Consider the following 22,628-nt stretch of genomic DNA (forward strand, 5'->3'; position numbering starts at 1 on the left):
ACGCTAAGTGGGCTACGCCTCGTCTTGCCGCCCATAGTCACAACATGGAGCGCTTGGCGCGGACTCGCATGAAACGGCAACAGGCCCTAGTTGCACAACGCGCCGCTCGGCGTGGGCGATTCGAGCGGCCTCGATCACGCGCAGCACCTCGCGGGCGGCCTCGGGGGCGACCGGCATCGGCGCACGGCCGGCCAGCGCATCGCGCACGCCGCGATAGAAGGCGCCGTAGTCGCCGTCGCATGTGGCGTGGGCGGTGATCGCGTCGCCCGCGCCCAGGCGGCCGTCGATCGGATCATGGCCCCAGTCGGCGGCGGCGGGCGAATACCCGGCCCGCAGCGCGTTCTCTTGCGGGTCCATGCCGTATTTCTCATAGCCGGCCCGGGCGCCGATGACCCGCAGGCGCGGCGCCGGCAGCGGGGCCACGCTGCTCATCCAGAGATGCGAGCGTACGCCGCCCGTATGTTCAAGTGCCACGAACGTATCGTCGTCCACGCCGGTAGCGTCATAGCGGGGGAGCAGCTCGGCGGTGACGTTTGCGACCGGGCCGAACAATGCCAGCGCCTGGTCGATGAGATGACTGCCCAGATCAAAGAGAATACCGCCGGCCGCCGCGCGGTCCGTATCGCGCTTCCAGCCCGGCTTGGCCTCGGGCCGCCAGCGCTCGAAGCGGGATTCAAAGCGGCGCACGTCACCCAGCAAGCCGCGGTCGATCAGATCGGCCACGGTCAGGAAATCGCTGTCCCAGCGACGGTTGTGGAACACCGTCAGCGCCACGCCGGCGGCCCGGGCTGCGGCCATCAGGTCATCGGCCTCGGCCACGTGTGCGGCCATGGGCTTGTCGATGATCACCGCCAGGCCGGCATCGATGGCGGCATGGGCCAGAGACCCATGCGTGGCGTTGGGGGTTGCGATGACCACGGCGTCGAACCCATCAGCCCGTGCCCAGAGCGACTCGGCAGAATCGATGATCGCGGCCTCGGGGTAAGCCGCGTGGGCCGCCCCGGCCTGACTGCGCGTGACGATGGCCGCCAGTGCCAGGCCCGGCGTGGCCGCGATCAGCGGCGCGTGGAAGACAGCGCCGGCGGTGCCGTAGCCGAGCAGGGCGATTCTGAAGTCAGTCATGTCAGCCTTGGCGCTTGTCCAGCAGGTCTTCGGCCTGATCCATCAGTTCGTTCATGCGCTGGATCAGTTGGTTGTAGGGGGCGGCGGTGGCCAGATCCACGCCGGCGTTCTTCAATATGTCGTAGCCCGAGGCCGAGCCGCCGGCCGACAGAGCGGCCAGATAGGCATCGCGCACGTCGGTGTCGCCGGCCAGGATACGGCTGGCGAAATACTCACCCGCCGCGATCGACGTCGCATACTGATAAACATAGAAGTTGTAATAGAAATGCGGCACATAGGCCCACTCGATGGCCATGCGCTTGTCGATGGCCGTCATCCCGTCGGCCACGCCGTAGTAACGATCGAGAATCTCTTTGTATAGGGCGCTGATGCGCTTGCCCGACAGGCTCTTGCCGGCCTCGGCCGCTTCGTGCAGGGCCAGCTCGAATTCGGCGAACTGGGCCTGGCGAAAGAAGGTGCCCCGCAGGGATTCCAGGGCCTGGCCGATATAAAAGAGTTTTTCCTGGCGTGTATCCGCGTTGTCGATCATGTGATCGATGAGCAGGGCCTCGTTGGTGGTCGAGGCCACCTCGGCGGTGAAGATCGGGTAGTCGGCCGTGGCATAGGGCTGGGCCGCATTGGCCAGCATCGAGTGCACGCCGTGGCCCCATTCATGGGCATAGGTCGAGACACTTTCGTAGTCGCCCTGGAAGTTCATGAGCACATACGGGTGTACGTCATAGGCCGAGCCGTTCATGTAGGCACCGGGGCGTTTGCCAGGCGCCGGGTACGCGCTTGTCCAGGGTGCGCTCGTGGCGGCCGTGATGTGCCGGGTGTAGGCCGTGCCCAACGGACGAGTGGCTTGTTCGAGCAGGGTTTTGGCGTCACTCAGGTTGAATTCACGCGGCGCGGCGACCAGCGGCGGATAGATATCGTAGTAATGCAGCTGGTCCACGCCGAGCAGGCGCGCCTGCAGTTTCAGATAGCGATGGAGCGTGTCCAGATGGCCATCGACCGAGTCGATGAGCTGATGATAGACCGCCACCGGAATATCGTTGGCCGCCAGGGCCGCGGCCAGCGCGCTATCGTAGTGGTGCAGGCGCGCATCGATCACATGACCATAGACGGCTTGGTTCAAAAGCGAGCCAAACGTGTCCTCATACTGGTTATAGGTCGACCAGAACGCCTCGAAGACTTTTTGCCTTGTCGCCCGGTCGGGGTCGGCCCGCCACTGGGTATAGGCCGCTTGATCGAGCGTTCGTGATTCGCCGCCCAGGGTCACGCTGGGCCAGGCGATATCGGCGTTGGACAGCAGATCGAAGGTATCCGATTGGCCGGCGATCGGCGACAGGGCAGCCAGGGCCGACTCGGTCTCGCGCGTCAGCGTGTGCGGGGCCTGGTCGGCGACGTGTCGCAGATAATAGGCCTGCTCGGCCAGTACCGGCTTGGCCGCCCATTCTTTGAGCGTATCCGCGCCGAGGCCAACGAGGGCCGGCTCGACGAAGCCAGTAGCCTGGCCGAAATCCGCCTGTAGGCGATCGACACGCCCGCGGCGCTCCTGGGCATCGGCCGCGCGTAGATCGATATCCGCGGCCAGATGCGCATACGTCGCCACGCGGGCCAGGCGCTTGTGGACGTCGTCTATCCGGGCCAGCCCGTCGGCGAGCGTGGCCGGGTCATCGGTCAGCGTATCGGCCAACTCGGGCAGGGCCTTGATGGCGTCCTGAGTCTGGCCGAACGCTGCCTGCCAGGCGCTGGGCGAGGCATACAGATCGGTAAGCACCCAGTGCCCGGGCGCCGGCGCGGCTTCAGGCGCGGCCACGGCCGAGGTCATCGGTAGGGTGGTCAGCGCGGCAGCGACCAGCGCGGCCGTAAGCCCGTATTTAGTGATCGGCATGCGTTATCCCCCTTGACTATGTACCCGGTTCAGCCGAGTGCTGACAAACCTTTTCCATCCACGCCCGACGTATCTCTCTCCTGCCTTGTTTGTGTTTACTCGCGTTCATTTACAAATGCGCGGAAAGAAAATAATCCGCAGATTGCGCAGATGACGCAGATTGCTCGAAAGGCTGGATATCTGGGGCGTCATTGTTACGGGTAAAGACGACTCGGCGATCAAGCGCTGTCCTGCTTATCGACGAGAGTGAGTCAAACGCTTACAGACATTTTCAGTGATGCGCCAGGTGTTTGATCCCGGACTTTGATGGTGCATTATTTTCCCAGGAATGGAGGGATGCACTATGGGCCAGGTTTTACACGGCAGCGCCACAACGACAGCGGCAGTCCGTCGAGCAATACAAAATAGTCAAGAGAGCCTGAGAGCGCTTTCGAAGCGCTACGGCATCAATCAAAAGACCGTCGCGAAGTGGAAAAACCGGACGGCCACGGTCGATTTAAAAACGGGGCCGAGGCATCCGAAGTCGACTGTTCTGTCAGTCGAAGACGAGGCCATGATCGTGGCCTTTCGACGGCATACGCTATTGCCGTTAGACGACTGTCTTTACGCCTTGCAGCCGACCCTGCCGCATTTGACCCGCTCGTCGTTACATCGCTGTCTGGCCCGCCACGGCATCAGCCGTTTGCCCGATGTGGAAGGCGACAAGCCCGCGAAACGTAAGTTCAAAGCCTATCCGATCGGCTATTTTCACGTCGACATCGCCGAACTACGTACGGCCGAGGGCAAGCTCTATCTCTTTGTCGCCATTGATCGGACCTCGAAGTTTGCTTATGCCGAACTCCACGAGAAAGCCGGCAAGAGGGGCGCCGCCCAGTTCTTGCGTCACCTCGTGGCCGCCGTGCCCTATATCATTCACACGATTCTCACGGACAACGGGATCCAGTTCACGAATCGCCCACAGGATCGCTATGCGTCAGAGCATATTTTCGATCGAGTTTGTCGGGAAAACGCCATCGAACATCGGCTAACCAAAGTCAAGCACCCTTGGACCAACGGCCAGGTCGAACGCATGAATCGGACCATCAAAGAAGCCACCGTCAAGCGCTTCTACTACGAAACGCACAGCCAGCTTCGCCAGCATTTGGCCGACTTTATTGACGCCTACAACTTCGCCCGGCGTCTGAAGACGCTACGTGGCCTCACCCCTTATGAACATATCAGCCAATGCTGGACAAACGAGCCGCAGAGATTCAATGTCAATCCGATCCATCAAATGCCGGGACTAAACACCTAGGCCCTTTGTTTGTCTTGTTCGCGTGTCTTGGCGTTCATTTGCGGACAAAATTCTTTTCTGGACGCCGGTGAGCCAGTCTCATTTTTTCTTGCGCAGAGCCCTGTCGCAAGACTACGCGACACGTTCGTCGCGCGGCACCGGCATATCCTCGCGGATGGCGATAGAAAAAGACGGTCGCGCTGCCGGCTCGGCCTGATCCCAGGCGCGGGCCGCGGCGTTGATCTGCCCGTCTTTCGTGATCTCTGCCAGATGCAAATCGCTTGCCAACGCGTTCAGCCGGTAGAGATACGCCGGTAGATGCCCGGGCACGAGCAGGCGCCAGTTCCACGGCACGCCGGGTACGATCGGGGCGACCATGTCATAGATCAGCGTGGTGCAATTGGCGGTCAGCGTGTTGTAGAAGCGCGGCTGCTCGGCCAGGGCTTGGCCGGTGGCTAGATACGCGCGCAACAGGGCGCGTATGTCGTCTGTCGGCATGGCCACGCGATACAGATAGACCCGCTCGCCACGCACGTTGGCCCGCGTGCGCACGATATCGCGCTCTTCGGCGGCGATGACCACCCGCTCGCATTGACGAAACAGCCCGCCAAGCGCGGAGAACTGGCCGCCGGCCACGCGCCGGACCTCGACCGAGAAACACAGATGGCGCCCGTCGGTGAAGCCGAAGCTGACCAGCGCGTGCGCGATATGCGGCCCGGCCCAGTAAGACAGCACCAGATCGATGCGACAGGCCGTGTCGATATCATAATCGCGTGAGACCCAGCGCTCGGTGAAGTCCTCGCGCGTGCGCCAGTCGAAGTCGCGGACGTTATGAATCGTGACGCGCGAGCCGGCATGCTCCACGTGAAACACGCGCGCTACGTCGGCTGCCCAGTCGCGATCGCTGCGGGGCAGCACGCGCGCCCACCACATGAGAAAACCCAGCCCCGCCAGGGAGAAGACAAACGGCGCCAGCCAGCTCGCACGCCAGAGGCCGGCCAGAGCCAGTACGGCCAGGGTGATCCAGGCGCCGACCAGCCCCCAGGCCAGCCCGGTCCGGCGCGGGCCGCGAAAGACCAGCGCGCCGGCGCCGTAGCCGGCCACGACGACCACGAGCAGGCCGGCCAACCCGCGCAGGACAGGGGCGATCAGCCCGGCCGTATCAATAATGACGATCGGCCGGCTCGGGGGGCAGGAACTGATACAGCCAGGTCACCGAGCGTGCGTCGTCGCCTTCCTTGAGATAGGCCCGCAGCGTGACCGGGGTGGTGTCCTGGTTGCCCGGCGTCCAGTCAAAGACCGCGCGCACGCCGCCGATTTCGGCCAGCGGATGGATCGCGCGATAGCTGATCGATCCGTTGGAAGCACTCACATCCACGGCCAGCCGATCGGTGGCTTCGTTCTTGGCCAGCGTGGCCAGATCAGGGCCGACGAAATCCACGGCAAAACGCCGTGCATAGCCGTCCGGGTTGCGATCGCCGGGGATCCAGCCTTCTCGTGTGCCGCCCATGCCCGACCAGGTCGCATCCACCTCGGCCAGGCTGGGGGAGACCGGCGGCGTGGGCGTCCAGTACAGCTTGTAGGCGAAGTGCAGATGATCGTTTGCCGTGACCGGGGCCTCGGGAATCCAGAAGGCCACGATATTGTCGACCGTCTCGCCGAGTGTCGGCAGCTCCATGAGCGCCACGTGGCCTGCCCCCCAGTCGTTGGTGGGCTCCAGCCACAGGCTGGGCCGGCGGTTGTACCAGGTGACCGAATCACGATAGTCGTCAAAATCGTGATCGTGCTGCACCAGCCCGAAACCTCGCGGGTTGTCGTCGGCAAAGGTGTTGAACTGCAATTTGGCCGGGTTGTAGAGCGGGCGACAGATCCATTCGCCGTTGCCACGCCAGAGGTTCAGCCGGTCGGAATCGTGCATGCGCGGGCTGATCGTATCGCGCGCGGTGGGTTGGGCCGTGCCCTTGAGGAACATGCTGGTCATCGGCCCGATACCCAGCCGCTCGATGGCGGCCCGGGTATAGATATGCGAGTCGATATCCATGACCACGCCGTGCTCGGCCCCCGCATCGATAACGAACTTGTAGGCGCCGGTGGCGCTGGGCGAGTCGAGCAGGGCATAAACCGTCAGCGTGGTCGAGTCCGGGGCCGGACGTTCGAACCAGAAGGCGGTGAAATCCGGAAATTCCTCGGCCTTGGGCAGCCCGGTATCGATCGCCAGGCCACGCGCCGAGAGCCCGTACTGACGGTTTTCATCGACCGCGCGAAAATAGCTGGCGCCGAGAAATGACAGCAGCTCGGGCGTATGGCCGGGGCGCTCGGTCACCGCCATGCGAAAGCCGGCAAAGCCCAGCCGTTTTTCCGACAGCGAAGTCGCATCAACGCCGCTGTCGGCGTAATCGAACATATCGGGCGAGAACCGGATCGGCCGGGCCATGCCGTCATCATCGATGACGTGCATGCGAACCGGCGTGTTGAAGTGCATGCCGGTATGAAAGAAATACACCCGCAGATCGATGGGGGCTTCGCCGGCCCAGAGGCCGTGATCCTTGTGGAACTTGATCTTCTGGTAATCCAGCGGGTCAAGCTGTGCCAGCTGTTCGGGCAGATTGTTCTTGTTCGACTTGTAGGGCGAGGCGGCCAGCTGCTGTGCGCGCTGCTTGAGCCCGGCCATGGAGAACGCCTCGTCCGGCGTTTTGGCCTCGCCGGGCGCTGACCAGGCGGGAAACGCCGGCAGGCCGAGTGCGGTGAGCGCCATCGAGGCTTTCAAGAGCGTGCGTCGTTGCATAAGTGGTCTCGGTTGAACGCCATAGGGCGAAACAGAACAGCGCGGGGTCAGCCGGCGTGGTCGCCAACTTCCAGATCGTCAAGAAACACCCGGGCTTCATCCTGCATGTTCTGGCGTAATTCGATCATCTTGCGGGCATAGGTGTTCAAACGTTTGGCGTGCGCATCGGCCGGCGTATAGGTCGGCACGGGCCGCGGGTTGCCTTCGGCATCCATGGCCACGAACACCAGGATGCAATGGGTCGTGAATCGGGCATCGTCGGTCTTGGGGTCGCGGGCATAGACCGAGACCGAAATATGCATGCTGGTCTTACCGGTATGCATCACCTCGGCCTTGAGCTCGACCAGATCACCCACGCGGATCGGGCGCAGGAACCGGATGCCGCCGACATAGACCGTCACGCAGTAGCTGTGTGACCAGTTCGCGGCACAGGTATAGCCGGCGTGGTCGATCCATTTCATGACGTTACCCCCGAAAACGTTGCCGCCGAAGTTCACATCGGTGGGTTCGGCCAGAAAACGCAGAGTGATGGCGTGGTCGTCGGCGGGGCGGTCGGTCATGGGCGGTATCGGTCTTATCGGGGCGTGTCGAAGATGGAGTCTACAACGAGCGCCGCAGTGTCATCTCGCAATGACAAGGTCGGGCGGATAGACTCGACGGCATTCGATTCAATGCCTGATCCGTCATGGAACTACTCGGCTCTGCCGGTTCGCCTTATGTCCGTCGTATTCGTTTGCTGCTGGGCGAACGCGATTATCGATTCACCGAAATGAATATCTACAAACAGGATCGCGACAAACTCAAGGCGCACAACCCGGTTTTGAAAATCCCGACCCTGCTTGACGATGGCCACACGCTGTTCGAGTCGCGCGTGATCTATCGGTATCTGGCCGATAAATATGACCTCAAGCCGCTCCTCTGGCACGACGAGAACGCCATCAGCGTGATCGACGGGGCCAATGATGCGGTGGTGGTGCTGCGCCTGTCGCAGGTCTCCGGGCTGGAGACCGACAACTCGGAGACGATGTATTTCCGCCTCCAGCACGAGCGTATCGCCGAATGCCTGGATTGGCTGGACACCGAGGCGGCGACCGGTCTTTTCGACGAATGGCATTTCCCGGCGATGTGCCTGGTCAGCCTGGTCGAATGGGTTGATGCCCGCGGCCTGGTGGATGTTTCCGGCTATACCAAGCTGGCCGAGGTGTGCGCGCGCCATGCTGACCAGCCGATGGTCAGGCAAACCGACCCGCACGACACCACGCCGCCGCCGATGTGAGCGACGCTCGCCGCGGCCCGGGCGTCGACCCGGGCATTTGCGGCCATGCGAGAGCTTGCAGACACGGGCTGTCGGCCTGACTGTGGCCGGTGCCGGGCCCGGTATCTGTCGTCTCGGCTGCATTGAACGAGCCATCTGCATGAATGAACCTATCTCGCAGGCGCTGCGCGCATGCGTCGTCGTCGGCGCCTCGGCCGGCGGACTCACTCCGATGCGCCAACTGCTGCGCGGGCTGGCGGCGAACACGAACATCGCCGTGGTGGTCATCCAGCATCTGCCGGATACGCACGCCACGCAGCTGCCCGAACTGCTGACCGAAGACAGCGCGCTCGAGGTCGCGTTGATCACCGACGGCATGCCTGTTCGCGGTGAGCGTGTGTTCGTTGCACCCGCCGGACAGCGCGTGGGGATCGAGGCCGGGCGGTTCGTGGTCACACCGGCCGATATCGCCGGGCCGCCCTCGATCGTCGATCATCTGTTCGAGCAGGCGGCCGACGTCTATGGCGCGCGCTGTATCGGTGTACTGTTATCGGGTTCGGGCCGCGACGGGGCCCACGGGCTGGCTGCGATCGGCCGGGCCGGCGGCATGACGCTGGTGCAAGACCCCGATACGGCCGACTATTCCGGCATGCCGGATGCCGCCCGCCAGCAGGTCGATATCGATGTTGTGGCCGACATCGACGCGCTGTCAGAGCGTCTGGCCACATACTGCAAGCCCCCGGCCGAGGCGGTCGCGGCGCCGGCAGGCTCCCCCTCATTTGTCTCGCGAGCGGAGGCCATCGATGATCAACAGCTCACCCAGGTGCTGGATCTGCTGGCCGAGTCCGCGCGCGACATGCATATCTATTCCTACAAGCCCAGCATGCTCAAGCGCCGTATCGATCGGCGCATGGCCATCGCCGGTGTCCAGGTGCCGGCCGATTATATTCAGCGCCTGGCCGACAACGCCGATGAGCGCGCCCGTCTTGTCCAGGATTTTCTGATCAGCGTGACCGCGTTCTTTCGCTATGACCGGGGCTATGCCCAGCTGGCCGAGGCCATCGAGACGCACCTGCTGGCCGAGCGCCACGACGAGGCACCGCTGCGTATCTGGGTGCCCGGCTGTGCCACCGGGGAAGAGGCGTATTCCATCGCGATCGCGCTGGCCGAACTGTTCGCTGCCCGTGAGATGGCGCCGGCGTTCACGATCTTTGCCAGCGATATCGATGCCCGGGCGATCGATATCGCCCGACGTGGCGTATACCCGGCCAGCATCGCCGAGCAACTTTCCGAATCACAGCTGGCGCGTTACTTCGAGCCGGTCGGTCGCGGGCAGTATCGGTTCCGGCATGCGCTTCGTGAGCGCATCGTGTTCGCCGAGCACAACGTCGTGGCCGATCCGCCGTATTCGCGTCTGGATATGATCAGCTGCCGCAACCTGCTGATGTACCTCAAGCCGGGCACCCAGCGCGAGCTCATCGATACCTTTCATTTCGCCCTGGCCGGCGCGGGCCTGTTGTTGCTGGGCGACTCGGAAAGCCTGGGTGAGGACCGGCGCTTTGTAGACGTGGCCGGGGATCTGCGTCTGTTTCGCCGTCTGGGCCAGACCGCGGACAACCGCCGCGTGCCGGCGCGCTCACTACAGGGCTGGCAACACCCGGCCGCTGCCCTGGGGCGTGATCCGCGCCGCGACGACACCGGCCCCAGCATCGAGCGCGCGCTGCGTGATCTGTTGCTGCGCGAGCACGTACCGGCCACGGTGGTCGTCGACGCCCAGCTGTCGCTGGTAGCCAACTACGGGCCCACCGAGCATTATCTGCGCCTGCCGCTGGGCCAATCCTCGTTCGAGCTCGAGGCACTCATCCGTGATCGTTATCGTTATTCGGTGAAGACGCTGATCACCCAGGTGTCCGAGCATCGCAGCCCGCGCGAGACGACTCTGGATGTGCGTGAGGCCGATCAAACCTATCGCGTATCGATCCTGGCGCAGCCGGTCTCCTGGGCCGAGGCGGCCAATTCGCTGGTCATGATCACGTTCCGTGCCAGGCCGACTTCGCTCGCGGATGACGATGATCTGTCGAACGACGAGGGCTCGACCGAGGCCTCGCTACGCGCCCAGCTCACGGCTGCCCAGGACGAGCTCACCGCCACCATCCAGGCGCTGGAAGCCTCGAACACCGATCTGCGTAGCTCGCACGAAGAGCTGCTGTCGATGAACGAGGAGTTGCAGTCCACCAACGAAGAGCTGGAGACCTCCAAGGAAGAGCTGCAATCGCTCAACGAGGAACTGGTCACGGTCAACGGTGAGCTTGAGGACAAGGTCGCCGAGCTGGAGCACACCAACGACGATCTGGCCAATCTGTTTTCCGGCATGCGCGTGGCCACATTGTTTCTTGACCCGCGGCTTGGCGTGCGGCGCTATACGCCGCCGGTCACGGATCTGTTCAACCTGATCGAATCGGATATCGGTCGGCCGATCACCGATATCACCCTGCGGTTCTGCGACGCCGACCTGATCGCGGACTGTCGCGCGGTCATGGCTGACCTGCGCGAGCGCGAGGCCCAGGTGCCATCCGCGGCCGGGCGCTGGTATCAGCGGCGTATCCTGCCTTATCGCAAGCTCAACGATCAGATCGACGGCGTGGTCATCACGTTTGCCGAGATCACCGAATTGAAACAGGTCTCGCTGGCCTCGCGGGCCAGTGAACACCGCCTGGATCTGGCGATGAAGGCGATCAACGGCGGCATGTGGGAGATGCGCGTGGCCCCCGACGATCTGCCCGACACGATGTATATCTCGGCGCGGCTCAAGGCGCTGCTGGGCTATGACGATGGCCAGCTGCCCAATTCGCTATCGGCCTGGCGCGAGCGTATCGACCCGGCCGATCGCCCGGTGTTCGACAACGTGACACGACGCCAGTCCGAGCGGCATCAACAAGGCATCGAATATCGCATTCGTCATCGCGACAACAGCCAGCGGTGGTTCGCCAGCTACGGCAGCCTCGTCGTCGATACCGATCTGAACGAGGCCTCCTGGATCGGTATCGACTGCGATATCACCGATATCAAACGCATCGATGCCCATATCGAGCAGGCCCGGGATACCCTGGTGCAATGGCGCAACGCCGTGGGCCTGCCCACCGCCTGTATCGATCGCGCCGGGCGCGTGCATTCGGCCAATCGGGCGTTCGAGCGGCTGTTCGGCGCGCCCGATGCCGACCGGGACGGGCCCGAGTGGTTGGGCGAGTTCGGCGTGTATCACGTCCAGGATTATCTGGACGCCGTGCTGGCCACGCGTGCCACGACCACCGTGGAAACCCGCGTGACCTCGGCCGACGCCGAAACCGGTCAGACCTACATCATGCGCGTCGTGCCCCACATGCAGCACGACGAGGTGGCCGGGGCGTTCATCGTGTTCGACACGCCCCAGGCGCGGCACGCCGGCCCGCCGCTCGACGAAGACGACGGCCGTATGGTGCATCTGCAACGCATGGCCATGATCGGCGAGATCGTCAGCAGCCTCACGCACGAGGTGCGCCAGCCCCTCATGGCGATCCGCAACTATGCCAATACGCTGGCCCGGCAATCGGCTGACGGCCAACAGGATATTCCGGCCATGGCCATGCGTATCGACGACCAGGCACGGCGCGCCGATCACGTGGTGGCCCAGACACGTCGGCTGATCGGCCAGGGCACTGATGTCTGGCACGACTACGACTTGATCGATCTGATCAACGCCAGCCTGGCGCTGATCGAACGCCGGGCCCAGAAACAGAACGTGCTCGTGCACGTCGATGCCGCGGCCCATCTGCCCACGCTGCACGGCGATTCGGCCGAGATCGAGCAGATTCTCGTCAACCTGCTCACCAACGCGCTCGATGCCCTGAGCGACGCCGAGGCCGAGCGGCGTATCGATATCAGCGTGCAACAGCCGGATGCCACGCGCGTTCGCGTGCGTATCAGCGATACCGGCCCCGGCATCGCCGAGGAGGTGCTGGGGCATATATTCGAGTCGTTCTATACCCGCCAGATCAACGGCATGGGGCTGGGGCTGGCGATCAGCCGGCGTCTGGCCGATCACCACGGCGGCCAGCTCTGGGCAGAGGCCGGCCTACAGCGCGGGGCCTGTTTCGTGCTCGACCTGCCGGTCGGCGCGGCGCCGGAGACGATCGGCTAGCCGGGCCGGGTGGCTCATTCCACCGGGCGCGGGCCCATGTGCACACGGGCCACACGCTGGCCGTGCATTTCGATGGTGCCGGTATAGCGCCGATCGCCGCGCTGGTAGAACTCAAAGCCATAGCGCCGGGCCAGCCGGCGCTTGCCGTGGGCATCACGGGTCAGATGCAGGCGTTTCAGGGCCAGCTCGTCGATGAACAGCATCTCGGCGTCCTCGCAGGCCGCCCGCGCGGCGGCCCGGGCACGGGCCTTCGCACCCATGGCCGACCACCATACGAGGGCGACCAGGGCCAGGCCGATCAACCAGGGAGCCAGCTCAAGCATACGGATCCGCCGTGCTCGCAGATACCGGGCCACGCCGCGTGAGGCGTGCCGTACCGTCGGTTATATCGGCGATATCACGACAGCCGGCCAGGGCCATGGTGAGCTCGAACTCGGCAGCGGTGTTGTCGATCCACTCGGCGACCCCGGCCCGGCCGCCCAGCGCCAGCGCCCAGGCATAGGGCCGCCCGATGCCCACGGCCGTGGCACCCAGGGCCAGAGCCTTGAAGATATCCGCGCCCGTGCGCACGCCGGAATCCAGTATCAGCGGCATGTCCGGCACGGCCGCCGCAATCGCGGGCAGGGCATCCAGCGAGGCGATGGCGCCGTCGACCTGGCGCCCGCCGTGGTTGGACACGATCAGCCCGTCCATGCCGGCGGCCTCGGCGCGCCTGGCGTCATCGGGGGCCAGCACGCCTTTCAGGAGGATCGGCAGACGCGTGCGCTCGCGCAGCCAGGCCAGATCATCCCAGGACAGATCGGGACGTGAATACGTGGCGATGAACTGGCGCACGGCCGCGATCGCCTTGCCCGAGGTCATGGCGTTCCAGGTCGGGCCCGGATACCGACGTGCCGCGGCCAGGGCGTTCTTGAGCGTGGCCCATGTGATCGGCGGGCGCTCGCCGGTGGGGGCCGTGGCCATGAGGTCCTGAAAGACCGGGTCGCTGGTGTACTGGGCGATACCGCGGCCGTGCAGAAACGGCAGGTGGCCCAGGGTGAGATCCCGTGGCCGCCAGCCCAGCAGCGTGGTGTCGAGTGTCACCACCAGCGCCTCGCAGCCACAGGCCTCGGCGCGGGCCACCAGGGATTCGGCCAGCGCATCGGATTTCGGCCAGTAAAGCTGAAACCAGCGCGGGGCATCCTTGGCCACGGCGTCCATGGCGTCGGCACAGGCTTCCATGGGGTGGCTGGCCTGGTTGGAAAAGATCATCGGCACGCCGCGCGAGGCCGCGGCTTCGGCCACGCCGATATCGGCGCTCGGATGGGCCAGATCGAGCACGCCGATGGGCGAGAGCAGAAACGGCTGGGCCAGACGGCGGCCGAACAGATCGATACCGGTATTACGCCGGCTGACATCGGCCAGCATGCGCGGCACGATCTGCCAGCCGTCAAAGGCCGCGCGGTTGGCGCCGATCGTGGCCTCGGTGCCGGCGCCGCCGTCGATATAGCCGCGCCCGGCGCGCGTCATGGCCTTGGCGGCGGCCGCCGCCAGCGCGCGTGGCTCGGGCGGAATCCGCGGCACGCGCCCGGCCATGCCCTGGGTATAGATGGCCTGCTGGCGGTTGTTGGTGCCGCGTCGGCTGGGGCTTGTATCGCTCATGGGCGCATCGGTGAAGGCGTTGCCCCGAGCATAGAGCCTGGGGCCGGCCAGTTGAATACGACAATCGATGCGCCGCGCGGCCGCCGGTTGTGACACGCCCGGCGGGCCGGGTTTCGCCCCGGGCGCTTTTCTGGGGCACAATTCCCGGCCGCGGCACTGGCCGCCGGACCGACGCGCTGTGTCGCGGCCTGTTTTTGGGCGGGCCCACGACACGGCCTTGCCTGCGCCATCGATCGCGAGGGCCTGCCCGATGACCCAACCGAGCTCGCCGACGGTATCGCCCGATACGGCCGACAACACGCCGAGAGCCGATACCGCGATCCGTCTGCGTGGCCTGTATCAGGCCTTTGGCGCCGATGCCGTGGCCCTGGCCGGCGTGGATCTGGATATTCCGGCCGGCAGTTTCTTCACGCTGCTGGGCCCCTCCGGCTGTGGCAAGACCTCGCTGCTGCGCGTGATCGCCGGGCTGGATACGCCCGATGCCGGCACGTTGCATATCGGCGCGCGCGACGTGACCCGCGTGGCCGCGCACAAACGCAACGTGAACACGGTGTTCCAGTCGTATGCGCTGTTCGGGCATCTGGACGTGGCGGGCAATATCGGCTTCGGCCTGCGCATGCACGGCCATGACCGCGCCACGATCAACGACCGGGTGCAAAAGACCGCCGCCTTCATCCAGATCGACAATCTGCTGGGCCGGCGTATCGATCAGCTCTCCGGCGGCCAGCGCCAGCGCGTGGCCCTGGCCCGGGCGCTGGTCAACGAGCCCGACGTGCTGCTGCTCGACGAGCCGCTGTCCGCGCTCGATGCCGGCTTGCGGTCTCGTCTGCAACTGGAGCTTCTGCGTATCCAGCGCCGGCTGGGCATGACGTTTGTCTTTGTCACCCACGATCAGGACGAGGCCATGGTCATGAGTGATTACGTGGCCGTGTTGAACGAGGGCCGCATCGAGCAGGTGGGCACGCCGGCCACGCTCTACGAGCGCCCGGCCAACCCTTTCGTGGCACGCTTCATGGGCCATGCCAATCTGTTCGCGATTCGCGCCCGGGATGCCACGGGCCTGACCACCGATTTCGGCCGGCTCGCCGGTGAGTTCGCCCGCGCCGATCACGTGCTGATACGCCCGGAGATCATGACGATCCACGCCGCGGACGCGCCCGAGGTGGCCAGCGCCGGTGATAACGTCATCCATGGCCGGGTTCGTGAACGGCTGTATCGCGGCAGCCGCATGGAATACACGGTGGCCGCGGGTGAAACCGAGCTGGTGGTGGTCGATGACAATCGCGGCCAGGGCATGTTCGAGATCGGGGCCGGCGTGGCGCTGGTCATGGAAACCACGGGGGTGGTCACGCTCGATGGCTGATGCAGGTTCTGGCAAGACCGGCTGGCGGGCGACCGGGCATCTGTTGGGCCTGGTGGCGCCCGGGGTGATCTGGATCGTGGTCTTTCTGGTCGCCCCGGCGGCCTATCTGATGAGCATCGCGTTCATGACCAACGGCAGCTACGGGCTGCCCGAGCTGCCCTTCACGTGGGCCGCCTTCAAGCAGCTGGCCGGCTACGGTTTTCTGGGCTGGTCGCCGGCCAATCTGTATGTGGTGGGCCGCACGCTCGTCCAGACCGTGCTGGCGACCGGTCTGGTCGTGGTCATCGCGTATCCCGTGGCCTATTACATCAGCCGGGCACCGGCGCGCCTGCGCCCGTTGATGTTGCTGCTGGTGGTGGTGCCGTCCTGGACCAACCAGGTGATCCGCGCGATCGGCTGGATGAATATCCTGGCGCCGGGCACGCCGTTATCCGATCTGGCGGCCGCACTCGGGCTGATCAGCCCGCATATGGGGCTTTATCCCTCGCAGTTCGCGGTCGCTCTGGGGCTGGTCTACAACTTTCTGCCGTTCATGGTCCTGCCCCTGTATGCCGTGTTCGAGCGTCTGGACACGGCCCAGATCGATGCCGCGCGCGACCTGGGCGCCGGGGTCTGGGGCGCGTTTCGCCACGGCGTGCTGCCCCAGACCCTGCCGGGGCTGCTGGCCGGCACGGTACTGGTGGCGATTCCCGCATTCGGCATGTACGTGATCCCCGAGCTTCTGGGCGGCGGCAAGAATCTGATGCTGGGCAGCCTGGTGGCCCGCCAGTTCGCCGCGGCCTCGAACTGGCCGTTCGGGGCGGCGGCGGCCTTGATCATGATTCTGGCAACGCTGGCCGGGCTGGTCGTGCTGCGCCGGCTGGGCCGGCGGCTCGGCGGTGATGCCGGGGTGATGCTGTGAAGCGCGCCAGCACGCTTACGCTCGGTCTGCGGGGCATGTGGTACGCCCTGCTGGTGCTGTTGTATGCCCCGCTGGCCGTGGTGGTGGTCTATTCGTTCAACAGCGTGAACTCGTCGGCGGATTTCGTGGGCGTGTCGCTACGCTGGTATCGCGCGCTGTTTGCCGACGACACGATTCTGGCCGCGGCCTGGAACTCAGCCGTGCTGGCACTCGTGTCCTCGATGCTGGCCACGGCGATCGGCACGGCCTTGGGCTATGGCATGTATGCCCACCGCGCGCGGCGCCTGGGCTGGCTGATCTGGTTGATCTATCTGCCGATCATCATGCCCGATATCGTCTACGGCATCGCCCAGCTGTCGTTCTTCTCGCGCCTGGCTGCGGCCACGCAGATCTTTGATCTGGGCCTGGGTACGATGATCATCGCCCACGTCAGTTTTCAGGCGCCGTTCGTCGCCCTGCTGGTCTATTCGCGCCTGGTGGGGCTGGATCCGCGGCTTTTCGATGCCTGTAGCGATCTCTATGCCAATGCCTGGCAACGGGCCCGGTTTTTCATCCTGCCGACGCTGCAGCCGGCGATCGTGGCCGGGTTCTTCCTGGCATTGACGCTGTCGATCGATGATTTCGTGATCAGTTATTTCACGTCCGGCCCGGAATCCGTGACGCTGCCGATCTTCATCTGGTCGGCGATCAAGCGCGGCATATCGCCCGAGATCAACGCGATCGCAACCCTGATGATCGGTACGGTACTGGCCGCGGCGGCCATTACGTTGGCTTTTCAATACGTGCGACACCGCCAGAGCGGCGAATGACGCACGCGAGTAACGCATTCTCACGGGGAGACACCATGACGTATTTCAAGAAAACGCTGGGCCTGGTCGCGGCCGCCCTGATGCTCGTGGCCGGCCCGGCGGCCGCCGCGGGCAAGGCCGACACGCTGTATCTGTTCTCGTGGTCGCAGTATATGGATCCGGCGCTGATCAAGGCGTTCGAGAAACGCTATGACGTGGACGTGGTACAGAACTACTACGAATCCATGCCGGAAATGTTCGCCAAGCTCCAGGCCGGCGGGGCACAGCAATACGATGTGATCGTGCCCTCGAACTATTACGTGCCGCGCCTGATCGATACCGGGCTGATCCAGGCGCTGGACAAATCCAAGCTGGGGCATCTGGACAACATCGCCGAGCGTTTCGCCGACCCGGCCTATGACAGCCACAACAGCTATACCGTGCCCTACCAGTGGGGCGATACCGGCATTGCTTACAACACCGACAAGCTGCCCGATGCACCGGACTCCTGGGCGATCCTGTTCGACCCGGCGATCAATTCGGATTATCCGTTCGCCCTGGCCACCGATGCCCAGGTCGTCTTTGGTGCGGCCTGTGCCTGGCTCGGCAAACCCTATGACTGCACCGGGCGCGATGCCTGGAAAGCCGCGGCGCGCGAAGTGCTGGCCACCAAGGCCCGTGACAACTTCGCCGCGTTCAACGACGGCACGCCGGTGCTGCGCCAGCTGGCCCGTGGCAACGTGGCCGCCGGCATGACCTTCAACGGCGATTTCACCTACTACAAGTCCGAAAACCCCGAGGCGTTCAAGAACATCGAGTTTGTCGTGCCCAAGGAAGGCACCGAGCTGTGGGTGGACGTGATGGCTATCCCGGCCAAGGCCCCGCACCCCGATTTGGCCCACAAGTTCATCGATTTCCTGCTCGAGGCCAAGAACGGCGCCCAGCTGTCGAACCACACCTATTACGCCAGCCCCAACGCCGCGGCCCGGCCGTATCTGGATGACGCGCTCACGCATCCGCCGGCCCAGCCCACACCCGAGCAGATGAAAGCCCTGCACTATATCCCGTCACTGTCCGGCGACGATCTGCAGTTCGTCCAGCAGCTCTGGACCGAAGTGCAGTCACGCTGAAGCCAAAGCGCGCGTCAGGCTTGATGTCGACGGACCTTGGGTCGATTGCGGATAGGCGATACGCAATATCGTTGATAGTCTGGCGGTATTGCGTTTTCCGGACAGGCTATCGCTGTGACCTCGATCCTCGCTCACCGAGCGGCTTCTTCCATGCCGCGCTGGTTCGCATTTGCCGCGCTTTGTTTTCTGGTGGGCTGTGCCACGCCAATGCCCAAGGACACGCCGGTCGTCGACGCGCCCGACGTGCTGGGCGATCTACCGGCCCAGTATGTCGGCACCTTGCCCTGTGCCGACTGTGACGGCATCGCGCTCTGGCTCACGCTGGGCCCGCGTGCCAGCTATGTGCTGCAACAGCGCGCCATCGGTGCCGAGCAGGAGAGCGACTACATCGAAGTCGGCACCTGGCAGATCGACGACGCCGAGCGGCTGGCGCTGACACCGGCCGATTCCGACGAAACCGGCACCAGTCTCTGGTCGTTGACCGATGAGCGCCTGGTCGCGCTCGATGAGAACGGACAGGCGATCACGCCGGTCGACGACTACACGTTAACGCGCCGCGCGCAGCCGATCAGCCGCGCGTTTGCCGATACCGACTGGTTCGTCGTCAACGCCCCGGATGCCCATCAAGGCGGGCGGGCCTATATCCGCTTTGGTGACGAGGGCCGGCTGACCGGCTCGACCGGCTGTAATCGGATCATGGGCGCGTATGAACACAGCGACACGATGCTGACCGTGTCCGAGCCGGCCACGACCCGCAAGGCCTGCCCGTCGTTCGAGGACACCGAGCAATCCATGCTCGAGGCCCTGCGCCAGACCCGGCGGGCCCGCGTGCTGGCCAATTATCTGCTGCTGTTCGGCCCGGCCGGCGATCGCTCGCCGCTGGCGCTGTTTCAGGCCGAGAGCGAGGCAATGCCGGTCGCGCCGTAACAGGTTACGGCGTGGCGGGGATCACCTCGGCCAGCACCTCGCAGATATGATCGATATCGGCTTTTTCGGCGATGAAGGGCGGGCCGAGCTGGACCGTGTCGCCGCCAAAGCGCACATACAGCCCGCGCTCCCAGGCGGCCAGCGCGATCTGCCAGGGCCGGCGGCCCGGCTCGCCCGGCAGGGCCTCGATCTGGAAGGCCCCGGCGAGACCCAGGTTGCGGATATCCACGATATGTTTCAGCCCGCGCAGGTTATGAATCTGGGCCTCGAAATAAGGCGCCAGATCCGCCGCGCGTGAGACCAGATCGTCGCGCTCGAGCACGTCAAGCGCGGCCAGGCCGGCCGCACAGGCCAGCGGATGGGCGGAATAGGTATAGCCGTGACGGAATTCGGCGTCGTATTCCAGCGGCGTGGAATCCATGAAGGCCGCGTGGATATCCTCGGTGACGGCCACCGCCCCCATCGGCACCGCGCCGTTGGTGATGTTCTTGGCCATGGTCAGAATATCCGGGGTGATACCGAACAGCTCGGCGCCGAAGGTCGCCCCCAGGCGGCCGAAGCCGGTGAGCACTTCATCGAAGATCAACAGGATCTCGTGGCGCTTGCAGATCGCGGCCAGGCGTTCCAGATAGCCCTTGGGCGGAATGATCACGCCGGCCGAGCCACTCATGGGCTCGACCATGACGGCCGCGACATGCTCGGCCCCGATATCGCGAATGCGGGCCTCCAGCTGATCGGCCAGATCGGCGCCGTGCTCGGGGCAGCCCTTGGAGAAACGGTTTTCCGCCAGCAGCGTGTGCGGCAGGTGCGTGGCCCCCATCAGCTCGCCGAAGCCCGCGCGGTTGGGGGCGATGCCGCCCACGCTGGTGCCCCCGACGTTGACCCCGTGATAGCCCTTTTCGCGCCCGATGACCTGATTCTTTTCCGGATGCCCGCGCCGCGCCCAGTAGGCCTTGGCGATCTTGATGGCGGTATCGGCCGACTCCGAGCCTGAGTTGGTGAAAAAGATCCGGTCGAGGCCTTTCGGCGTGAACCGGGCCACCCGCTCGGCCAGCTCGAAGCCCAGCGGATGGGCGTATTGAAAGGGTGGGGCATAATCCAGCGTACGCGCCGCCCGGGCGATCGCCTCGGCGATTTCGGGCCGGCCGTGGCCGAAGCTGGCACACCACAGGCCGGACAGCGTGTCGTATTTCTTCGAGCCGTCGGCGGCCGTGTAATAGCAGCCATCGGCGCCCGTGATCATCCGGGGCGCGGCCTTGAACTCGCGATTCGAGGTGAACGGCATCCAGAAGGCATCCATCTGGGCCGGGGTCAGCTGCGCGGCACGGGCGGTCAAATCAAGGGTCTGTGAAGCAGGGTCGTATGTGTGCGCCATGAGAAATCGCGGTTGGCGGATGGCCGGCCGGGCCGGAGGGGCATCTATTGGACAGTGCAGGCACTGTCTTTGACAACCCACGCGCGCCGCGCGCGCCGGTTACAGTAGAGGCATGAAACCCCTGCAGAGTTTTCGGTCTTGAGCGCATCGCTAGTCGAAATCGTCGTCTTCCTGGCCGCCGCGGTCATTGCGGTACCCATCGCCCAGCGCCTGAAGCTGGGCTCGGTGCTCGGCTATCTGTTGGCCGGGGTGATCATCGGCCCCTGGGGCCTGGGCCTGATCGGCCAGGTCGACGAGGTGCTGCACCTGGCCGAGTTCGGCGTGGTGTTCTTGTTGTTCATCATCGGCCTGGAGATGCAGCCGCGCCGGCTGTGGGCACTGCGCAAGGCCATTCTGGGCCTGGGCGGGCTACAGGTGGTGGCCACCAGCGTGGTGCTCGGCGTGGCCGCGCACTGGGTGATGGGCCTGCCGTTTTTGCCGGCCAGCGTGGCCGGGGCGGCACTGGCACTGTCGTCCACCGCGTTTGCGCTACAAATGCTGGCCGAGCGCGGCGAGCTGACCTCGCGCCACGGGCGCGGCGCCTTCGCCATTCTGTTGTTCCAGGACCTGGCGGTGATTCCCATCCTGGCGCTGTTGCCACTGCTTTCAGCCGGGCATGCCGATATCAGCGTCATGGGCGGCCTGATCAAGACCGCCAAGGCCGCCGGCGTGATCGGTGCGCTGGTCGTTGGCGGCCACTATGTCCTGAAGCCCGTACTGCGCGTGGTGGCCGCCACCCGCATGCAGGAAATCTTCATCGCCACGGCGCTTTTGATCGTCGTGGGGACGGCCGCCATCATGGAGGCCGCAGGCATATCGGTGGCGCTGGGTGCTTTCGTGGCCGGCGTGCTGCTGGCCGACTCCGAGTATCGCCACGAGCTGGAAGCCAACGTGGATCCGTTCAAGGATCTGCTGCTGGGGCTGTTCTTCATCGCCGTGGGCATGTCGATCAACCTCGGCCTGTTCGCCAGCCAGCCCGTGATGCTGATCGAAATGACCCTGGGCCTGTTCGCGATCAAGGCGATCATCCTGTTCGGCCTGGCCCGGCGCCATGGCCTGGTGTTCCCAGCCGCGCGCAATCTGGCGGCTTATCTCGGCCAGGGCGGTGAGTTCGCGTTCGTGATCCTGTCCACGGCCGTGGCCCATCATCTGTTCGTCCAGGCCGAGGCCGATTTGCTGGTGGCCACCGTCACCTTGTCCATGGTCATCACGCCGGCGGCCGTCGCCGCAGCAGCTGCCTATAACCGCTGGCGCGCCGGCGCCTCCAAGGCCCCGGAATACGACACGCTGGAAGAATCCCAGCACCCGGTCATCATCGCCGGCTTCGGCCGTGTGGGCGGTATCGTCGCGCGCATGCTGCGGGCCAAGCGCATCGGCTTCGTGGCGCTTGAGGCCAACCCGGCCCAGGTGGATTTCGTGCGGCGTTTCGGCGCGCGGGTCTACTACGGCGACGCCTCGCGCCTGGAAATGCTGCGCGCGGCCCATGCCGAAGAGGCCAAAGTCCTGGTCGTGGCCATCGGCGAGATCGAAACCTCCCTGCGGCTCGTGCACCTGGTCCAGACCAACTTCCCGCACCTGAAGATCGTGGCGCGTGCCCGCGACCGGCGCCATGCCTATCGCCTGATGGACCAGGGCGTCATGGTCTTCCAGCGCGAAACCTTCCTCTCCTCGATCGCCCTGGCCGGCGACACCATGAAAGCCCTGGGCCTGTCACGCGACGAAATCGAAACCGCCAAGACCACCTTCCGCAGCCACGACGAAGCACGGCTCGCCGAACACTACGAAGTCGCAGACGACGAAGAACGCCTCGCCCGGCGCGTACGCGAAGCCGCCGCTGAGCTGGAATCCCTGTTCGAACGCGACGAAGCCGAGGCCGATGCTGATGATAGCCGGGCGAATACCAAGCGGCCTAAGGGGTAATGCCCAAGTAGTGAGACGCTCTATCTCGGTACTGGAAAACAATGGCGTGGAAGATA

17 protein-coding genes are annotated in these 22,628 nt (G+C 64.9%); 9 read left to right on the top strand and 8 right to left on the bottom strand.

The window, feature by feature from the left end; translation table 11 throughout:
• Nucleotides 1–12: 12 nt before the first annotated feature.
• Together SAJA_RS10080 and SAJA_RS10085 are read right to left on the bottom strand one after the other, a co-directional pair.
• A complete protein-coding gene (locus SAJA_RS10080) occupies nt 13–1,122 on the bottom strand; it encodes a Gfo/Idh/MocA family protein (RefSeq protein WP_123658550.1) in 1,110 nt (369 codons plus the stop codon).
• Between the two features lies 1 nt (nt 1,123).
• The gene (locus SAJA_RS10085) at nt 1,124–2,998 is read right to left on the bottom strand and encodes a M3 family oligoendopeptidase (protein ID WP_123658551.1); all 1,875 of its coding nucleotides are present in this window, start codon (nt 2,996–2,998) and stop codon (nt 1,124–1,126) included.
• A 343-nt stretch (nt 2,999–3,341) separates the two neighbouring features.
• On the opposite strand from SAJA_RS10085, the gene SAJA_RS10090 reads away from it, so the two are divergent.
• Entirely contained in the window at nt 3,342–4,292 is a 951-nt protein-coding gene (locus tag SAJA_RS10090) for an IS481 family transposase (RefSeq protein ID WP_123658552.1), read from the top strand.
• Between the two features lie 111 nt (nt 4,293–4,403).
• Here the strand turns inward: SAJA_RS10090 and SAJA_RS10095 are convergent, their stop codons facing one another.
• The 3 genes from SAJA_RS10095 to SAJA_RS10105 are packed head-to-tail and all read right to left on the bottom strand — an operon-like array spanning nt 4,404 to nt 7,616.
• Complete coding sequence (locus SAJA_RS10095) at nt 4,404–5,399, bottom strand: Lnb N-terminal periplasmic domain-containing protein (RefSeq protein WP_245963288.1); 996 nt, start codon at nt 5,397–5,399, stop codon at nt 4,404–4,406.
• 34 nt (nt 5,400–5,433) lie between these two features.
• Nucleotides 5,434–7,056 carry an OpgD/OpgG family glucan biosynthesis protein gene (locus SAJA_RS10100; RefSeq protein WP_123658554.1) on the bottom strand — a complete coding sequence of 541 codons (1,623 nt, stop codon included), beginning with the start codon at nt 7,054–7,056 and terminating at the stop codon, nt 5,434–5,436.
• 47 nt (nt 7,057–7,103) lie between these two features.
• Nucleotides 7,104–7,616 (bottom strand): acyl-CoA thioesterase, encoded by a 513-nt coding sequence (locus tag SAJA_RS10105; protein WP_123658555.1) that lies wholly within the window; start codon nt 7,614–7,616, stop codon nt 7,104–7,106.
• Nucleotides 7,617–7,741: 125 nt separating this feature from the next.
• Between SAJA_RS10105 and SAJA_RS10110 the strand changes: the two genes are divergently transcribed.
• Entirely contained in the window at nt 7,742–8,332 is a 591-nt protein-coding gene (locus SAJA_RS10110) for a glutathione S-transferase family protein (protein ID WP_123658556.1), read from the top strand.
• Between the two features lie 139 nt (nt 8,333–8,471).
• Entirely contained in the window at nt 8,472–12,488 is a 4,017-nt protein-coding gene (locus SAJA_RS10115) for a CheR family methyltransferase (RefSeq protein WP_184999842.1), read from the top strand.
• 14 nt (nt 12,489–12,502) lie between these two features.
• On the opposite strand, the gene SAJA_RS10120 is transcribed toward SAJA_RS10115, so the two are convergent.
• Together SAJA_RS10120 and SAJA_RS10125 are read right to left on the bottom strand one after the other, a co-directional pair.
• Nucleotides 12,503–12,811 (bottom strand): DUF3301 domain-containing protein, encoded by a 309-nt coding sequence (locus SAJA_RS10120; protein WP_123658558.1) that lies wholly within the window; start codon nt 12,809–12,811, stop codon nt 12,503–12,505.
• Nucleotides 12,804–14,225, bottom strand: coding sequence for an alpha-hydroxy-acid oxidizing protein (locus SAJA_RS10125; RefSeq protein WP_245963289.1), 1,422 nt, complete (start codon nt 14,223–14,225; stop codon nt 12,804–12,806). The genes SAJA_RS10120 and SAJA_RS10125 overlap by 8 nt, the downstream gene beginning before the upstream one ends.
• Before the next feature lie 154 nt (nt 14,226–14,379).
• On the opposite strand from SAJA_RS10125, the gene SAJA_RS10130 reads away from it, so the two are divergent.
• The 5 genes from SAJA_RS10130 (at nt 14,380) to SAJA_RS10150 (ending at nt 19,238) form a co-directional block, all read left to right on the top strand.
• The gene (locus SAJA_RS10130; RefSeq protein ID WP_123658559.1) at nt 14,380–15,492 is read left to right on the top strand and encodes an ABC transporter ATP-binding protein; all 1,113 of its coding nucleotides are present in this window, start codon (nt 14,380–14,382) and stop codon (nt 15,490–15,492) included.
• On the top strand, nt 15,485–16,393 hold the full coding sequence (locus SAJA_RS10135) for an ABC transporter permease (RefSeq protein WP_123658560.1): 909 nt from the start codon (nt 15,485–15,487) through the stop codon (nt 16,391–16,393). Before SAJA_RS10130 ends, SAJA_RS10135 begins: the two co-directional genes overlap by 8 nt.
• Nucleotides 16,390–17,202 carry an ABC transporter permease gene (locus SAJA_RS10140; protein ID WP_221180209.1) on the top strand — a complete coding sequence of 271 codons (813 nt, stop codon included), beginning with the start codon at nt 16,390–16,392 and terminating at the stop codon, nt 17,200–17,202. Before SAJA_RS10135 ends, SAJA_RS10140 begins: the two co-directional genes overlap by 4 nt.
• Before the next feature lie 35 nt (nt 17,203–17,237).
• Nucleotides 17,238–18,311 carry an ABC transporter substrate-binding protein gene (locus SAJA_RS10145; RefSeq protein ID WP_123658561.1) on the top strand — a complete coding sequence of 358 codons (1,074 nt, stop codon included), beginning with the start codon at nt 17,238–17,240 and terminating at the stop codon, nt 18,309–18,311.
• A gap of 150 nt (nt 18,312–18,461) precedes the next feature.
• Nucleotides 18,462–19,238, top strand: a complete 777-nt coding sequence (locus SAJA_RS10150) for an META domain-containing protein (RefSeq protein WP_123658562.1) — start codon at nt 18,462–18,464, stop codon at nt 19,236–19,238.
• A 4-nt stretch (nt 19,239–19,242) separates the two neighbouring features.
• On the opposite strand, the gene aptA is transcribed toward SAJA_RS10150, so the two are convergent.
• Nucleotides 19,243–20,613 carry an omega-aminotransferase AptA gene (gene aptA, locus SAJA_RS10155; RefSeq protein ID WP_123658563.1) on the bottom strand — a complete coding sequence of 457 codons (1,371 nt, stop codon included), beginning with the start codon at nt 20,611–20,613 and terminating at the stop codon, nt 19,243–19,245.
• A gap of 138 nt (nt 20,614–20,751) precedes the next feature.
• Here aptA and SAJA_RS10160 point away from each other — a divergent pair, with 138 nt between their 5' ends.
• Nucleotides 20,752–22,572, top strand: coding sequence for a monovalent cation:proton antiporter-2 (CPA2) family protein (locus SAJA_RS10160; RefSeq protein ID WP_123658564.1), 1,821 nt, complete (start codon nt 20,752–20,754; stop codon nt 22,570–22,572).
• The last annotated feature ends 56 nt before the right edge of the window (nt 22,573–22,628 follow it).

The organism is Salinisphaera japonica YTM-1 (genome assembly GCF_003788585.1).
In the GTDB taxonomy this organism is placed as follows: Bacteria; Pseudomonadota; Gammaproteobacteria; order Nevskiales; family Salinisphaeraceae; genus Salinisphaera; species Salinisphaera japonica.

Coding starts and splice junctions, on each gene's coding strand:
- SAJA_RS10080 (WP_123658550.1), bottom strand. CDS start 1,122: ATGACTGACTTCAGAATCGCCCTGCTCGGCTACGGCACCGCCGGCGCT.
- SAJA_RS10085 (WP_123658551.1), bottom strand. CDS start 2,998: ATGCCGATCACTAAATACGGGCTTACGGCCGCGCTGGTCGCTGCCGCG.
- SAJA_RS10090 (WP_123658552.1), top strand. CDS start 3,342: ATGGGCCAGGTTTTACACGGCAGCGCCACAACGACAGCGGCAGTCCGT.
- SAJA_RS10100 (WP_123658554.1), bottom strand. CDS start 7,056: ATGCAACGACGCACGCTCTTGAAAGCCTCGATGGCGCTCACCGCACTC.
- SAJA_RS10105 (WP_123658555.1), bottom strand. CDS start 7,616: ATGACCGACCGCCCCGCCGACGACCACGCCATCACTCTGCGTTTTCTG.
- SAJA_RS10110 (WP_123658556.1), top strand. CDS start 7,742: ATGGAACTACTCGGCTCTGCCGGTTCGCCTTATGTCCGTCGTATTCGT.
- SAJA_RS10115 (WP_184999842.1), top strand. CDS start 8,472: ATGAATGAACCTATCTCGCAGGCGCTGCGCGCATGCGTCGTCGTCGGC.
- SAJA_RS10120 (WP_123658558.1), bottom strand. CDS start 12,811: ATGCTTGAGCTGGCTCCCTGGTTGATCGGCCTGGCCCTGGTCGCCCTC.
- SAJA_RS10130 (WP_123658559.1), top strand. CDS start 14,380: ATGACCCAACCGAGCTCGCCGACGGTATCGCCCGATACGGCCGACAAC.
- SAJA_RS10135 (WP_123658560.1), top strand. CDS start 15,485: ATGGCTGATGCAGGTTCTGGCAAGACCGGCTGGCGGGCGACCGGGCAT.
- SAJA_RS10145 (WP_123658561.1), top strand. CDS start 17,238: ATGACGTATTTCAAGAAAACGCTGGGCCTGGTCGCGGCCGCCCTGATG.
- SAJA_RS10150 (WP_123658562.1), top strand. CDS start 18,462: ATGCCGCGCTGGTTCGCATTTGCCGCGCTTTGTTTTCTGGTGGGCTGT.
- aptA (WP_123658563.1), bottom strand. CDS start 20,613: ATGGCGCACACATACGACCCTGCTTCACAGACCCTTGATTTGACCGCC.